We start from the raw sequence: 4,348 nt of genomic DNA, 5'->3' as shown, positions 1-4,348 counted from the left end.
GTCGTTGCTGAACAGCCGCGACTCGTCCAGCGAAAAGCACAGCCCGTTCGGCTGCCCGAAATCGTCGGCCAGCAATGTCAGCCGGGCGCCGTCGCCATCGATGCGGTAGACGCCCTGGAACGGCAGCTCCTGCGGGCGTGGCACGCCATAGAACTCCCTCCGGCCATAGCCCGGATCGGTGAAGTAGATCGATCCGCCGGTGGCAACGACGATATCGTTCGGGCTGTTGAGCTGCTTGCCCTGATGATGCGTGGCCAGCACGGTCACGCTGCCGTTGGGCTCGGCGCGGGTCACGCGGCTCGTTGCGTGCTCGCAGGTGACCAGCCGCCCCTGGCGGTCCAGCGTGTTGCCATTGGCCTTATGGCTCGGCTCGCGGAACAGCTCGATCTCGCCCTCGGCACTGCAGCGATACATCCGGCTTTCCGGAATGTCGGAGAAGACCAGCCATTTCTCATAGGGATGCCAGACCGGCCCTTCGAGGAAGCCGAAGCCGCTCGCCAGCGTTTCGATCGGCGCATCGCCGACGACATCGTCGAAACCGGAATGGCGCGCACGCGCCGGCACCGACATCATCGGCTCCCGGCGCGAACAGCCGTGCTACTCCGCATGGTGACGAATGGCATGAGCGCTTCCCGATACAGTCTTCTTGTTGGGGCAGAGCGTAGGCGCGGTCCCGACGAGCCGATACGGGTCAAAGCGCACGGGCGACTGTGCATTTGCACAGTCGCCCGTGCCTATCGAGCGTAGAATACCGGCGACGTCAGATCAGGGCCGGCGAACACTTCGCAAAAGCGCGGTCAAGGTTGCGCTCGCGCACGCCACCGCCACAAGCACGACCACGCCAGCAGCATTGGACTCCTGTTGTGTTCGAGCTGAGCCGTGCTGCACGGACAAAGGGCTGTGAACCAACCTCTTCAGATCGGACCGGCTGCCGTGGCGAACGGAATAGGCGCGCGTGAACTCGGCGCCGAGGAGGAAAATCTCCGACGAGTAGTAAACCCAGAGCAAAATCACGAGCAGTCCGCCGGCGGCGCCGTACGACGACGCAATCGCGCTGGTGCCGATATACCAGCCGATAAGCGATTTTCCCAATGTGAACAGGGCCGCGGTTCCGACAGCGCCGATTCCCACATCGCGCCATTCCAGGGTTCGATCGGGCAAAACCTTGTAAATGGCGGCAAACATCACGGCGATAAGCACAAACGAAACGACGCCGTTGATCCCGCTGAGTATGATCGTTCCGAACGGCAGATGGGCGTTGATGAAAGCGCCCAGTGCCGAAATCGCAGCGCTTGCGATGAGAGAGACCAGCAACAGGAACCCGAGTGCGGCCACCAACCCCAGACTGGCGGCCCGTGCCCTCACCAGACGCGACAGGGAATTGCCTTGCGGTTCGATCTTCCAGATTGTGTTCAACGACTGCTGCATTTCGCCGAAGACGCCAGAAGCGGCTACCAGCAAGGTGACCAGCCCTATGATCGCGGCCCAGGTGCCGTACAGCCTGCCGGATGCACTTTCCAGCGCAGTCTTGAGGAGATCGGCGCTTTCCGGTCCCATCAGCCCTGATATCTGCGCGGACAAGGCCAATTGTGCGGCATCGTGGCCGAAGACGAGACCAGCAATCGCAACCACGATCAGCAAGATCGGCGCCAGCGAGGTGGCGGCATAAAAGGCCATCGCCGCACCATGGCTGAGCGCATTGTCGTCGATGAAACCGACGACGCTTTCGCGCACCAGGTGCCATGAATCTGCAAATGAGGGTCGCACTTCGGATCCGCAGGCGTTGAGTTGGCGTTCACTAGCAATGCGCCGGACCTTCCGATGTTCCGGCTTGTGGCCGCCGCTGTTTCAGTGCTCCGCCAGCCAGGCGTCGAGCCGGTCCTGTTCGCGACGCAGTGCGTCGATGTTGATCAGGCCGCGCGCCATGGCGAGATAGATCGCCCGCGTCCGCGAGTTGAACACGGAAGCATCGCCGGTGCCGTCCTCCGCCGGCACGATGCCGAGCTTGTCGTAGCAGTGCTTGATGCGGCTCTGCGCACCACGGATCGACAGGCCGCGACGTGCCGCGATCGCCCGGTCGGTCAGGCCGAGCGCGATGTCGATCAGGCTTTCATATTCGCCGTCGGTGATGCCCTCGAACTTGTCCTGAACGCGATGCTGGATGCCGCGGATCTCGCGGTCGATGATGCAGTGGCCTTCGCGGAAAACCCCGCGCAGGGCGGACCGCATGCCTTCCTCCGTCGCCGATTTCAGCACATAGCCGTAGACAGAGCCGGGCGGGACGATGCGCGCCACGCCGCGCACATAGGCTTCGTCGGCGAAATTCGACCAGAACAGGATGTGCGTGCCGGCGCGGCGGTTCCAGATCGCCCTGGCAACTTCGATTCCCGTCGCCTTCGGCATCTGCAAATCGAGCACGACATGCAGTGGCTCGCGCTCAGTCGCCAGGTTGATGGCGTCCTCGCCGTCGCTCGCTTCGATCACCTCGACGTCACCGGGCCACAATTGCTCCACCGTCCGCCGCGCGAAGCTACGGTGCAGCCCGTCATTCTCGGCGATCATCACAAGCATCACATGGCCTCCGATACGGCGAGTTCGCCAGGCATTGTTGCAGCCGCCGCCAGTTCCCGTAATGGCTGGCGGTCGATCTCGACGACGACACGGGTGCCGCCGTTCTTGCGGCCGGCCTGGCCGATGCGCAGCCGCGCCCCGATAAGGGCTGCCCGCGTGTGCATATGGCCGATGCCGCCATACGCGGCCGGGTCAACGGCGCCGCAGCCCTGGCCGTCATCCGTCACGATCACCCGCAGCACGCTCGCGGTCGACGCCAGCAGCACGTCGATGCGGTGCGGCGCGGCATGGCGAACGGCATTGTTGATCGCTTCCTGCACGATCCGGTAGAGCGCGGTCCGCACTGGCTCCGACAGGCTGTCGGCGCCGCCGTCGCTGGTGTCGGCGATGCGCACGGCGATCGGCGGCTTGGCCCTGGCGACGCTGCGGTTGAGATGCGCCTCGACCGCATCGCGCAGGCCGAACAGTTCAAGCACGCTCGGCCGGATGTCGTCGACGATGTGGCGCAGTTCCGTCAGGCAGCCGGCGACCTCCTTCTCGAGATCGGCAAGCTGTGCTGCCCGCGCCACGCCCTGGCCGCGAAGTGCCGAGAGCTGGCGCGCGATGCGGGCGAGATCGGCAAGCGTCTGGTCGTGCAGGTCCATGGCCATGCGCCGGCGTTCGCGCTCCATGCCTTCGGTCAATTGCGAGGCGCCGACGCGCAGCAGCTCGACGCGATTTCGCGCCTCGCTCTCGGCCAGCATGGCGCGGCGCGCCTCCTCGGTCTGGATCAGCGCGAAGATGTAGGGCGCGATCAGGTCGGCGCATTGCTGCGCGACCGCGACGTCGGCAAGCGTGTAGCAGTCGACCTCGTGCCGGCTGATGTTGAGCGCGCCGATGATGCCGCCGCGCGCCCTGAGCGGCACGACGATGCGGCTGCGCAGCCTGGCGGCGAAGATCGGACCATCGATAGCGGTGGCGAAATGGAACCGCTCGTCGCTCAGCGCGTCGTCGGCGAGCAGATAGGGGACTTCGCCCCACAGCACCGAGCGGATCGGGCTGACTTCGGTCGGCAGCGGATGCTGGGCAAGCTCGCTCCAGCTGGTGTGGAAGCCGGCTTCGTAACAGGCGTGCCGGCGCCCATCATGCGACAGCACCGCCAGATCCATGTGGTCGTGCGGGATGAGCGAGCCGATCTCGATGGCTGTCGCGCGGAACGCCGTGCCGGGATCGATATGGCCGGCAAGCGCCCGCGATATCGCCAGCAGCCGGTCGATCAGGACCAGGGACACTTCCGCCATTGCTTTCACGATCCTCCCGTGCCGGGAAATAGTGGACGCATGCCGCCGCCGCTGTCAACGACGGTGCCTTTGGTCATAGGAATTTTTTCTTGACTCGGTGAGCTCAGCTATGGTACATTTTCGTCCATGGTGCTGATTTGCGCCGGTGACCCGCCGCACTGGCGGGTTTTTCATTTGCTGCTCCGTCAGCGCAGACGAAAGCTCCGAAGAAACCCGTTAGCCCTAGTTCGTTGCCCTGCCGTCGGCGCCGATCAACTTGCGGTGCAATGATTGTAAAGGGTTCGCGTCCTGGTCTAGGGAGGAGGCCAGGAGACCGAAACAGAATGCCAGTGACGCAAAACGTTGCTCCGGGCGCCCCGGGAATTCCGGCGCGCTGGACGTCAAGCGCCAAGAGCGGCGTCGGAACGTCGCTTTCGCCGGCCGGCCGGATCTGGTTCACGATCAGCCACGGCATGCTCAACGAAATCTACTATCCGCGCGTCGACAGTGCCTGCACC

Annotated in this window: 5 protein-coding genes; 1 reads left to right on the top strand and 4 read right to left on the bottom strand. The window is 64.5% G+C overall.

What is annotated here, in order from left to right; translation table 11 throughout:
• The 4 genes from ENZ74_RS23555 to ENZ74_RS23540 all read right to left on the bottom strand — a co-directional run.
• A partial coding sequence (locus ENZ74_RS23555; protein WP_245470992.1) for an SMP-30/gluconolactonase/LRE family protein occupies positions 1–573 on the bottom strand: 573 nt, incomplete at its 3' end.
• 192 nt (positions 574–765) lie between these two features.
• Entirely contained in the window at positions 766–1,734 is a 969-nt protein-coding gene (locus ENZ74_RS23550) for a YihY/virulence factor BrkB family protein (RefSeq protein WP_245441347.1), read from the bottom strand.
• Positions 1,735–1,848: 114 nt separating this feature from the next.
• Entirely contained in the window at positions 1,849–2,571 is a 723-nt protein-coding gene (locus ENZ74_RS23545) for a response regulator transcription factor (protein ID WP_027163049.1), read from the bottom strand.
• Entirely contained in the window at positions 2,571–3,851 is a 1,281-nt protein-coding gene (locus ENZ74_RS23540) for a histidine kinase (RefSeq protein WP_063169507.1), read from the bottom strand. The genes ENZ74_RS23545 and ENZ74_RS23540 overlap by 1 nt, the downstream gene beginning before the upstream one ends.
• A 323-nt stretch (positions 3,852–4,174) precedes the next feature.
• On the opposite strand from ENZ74_RS23540, the gene ENZ74_RS23535 reads away from it, so the two are divergent.
• The coding region (locus ENZ74_RS23535; protein ID WP_164761157.1) for a hypothetical protein at positions 4,175–4,348 on the top strand (174 nt) is incomplete at its 3' end.

It is taken from the genome of Mesorhizobium sp. M7A.F.Ca.CA.002.15.2.1, assembly GCF_003998715.1.
Lineage (GTDB): Bacteria > Pseudomonadota > Alphaproteobacteria > Rhizobiales > Rhizobiaceae > Mesorhizobium > Mesorhizobium ciceri.
Note: the sequence above shows the minus strand (reverse complement) of the source record. Positions and strands in the feature narration are given on the sequence as shown.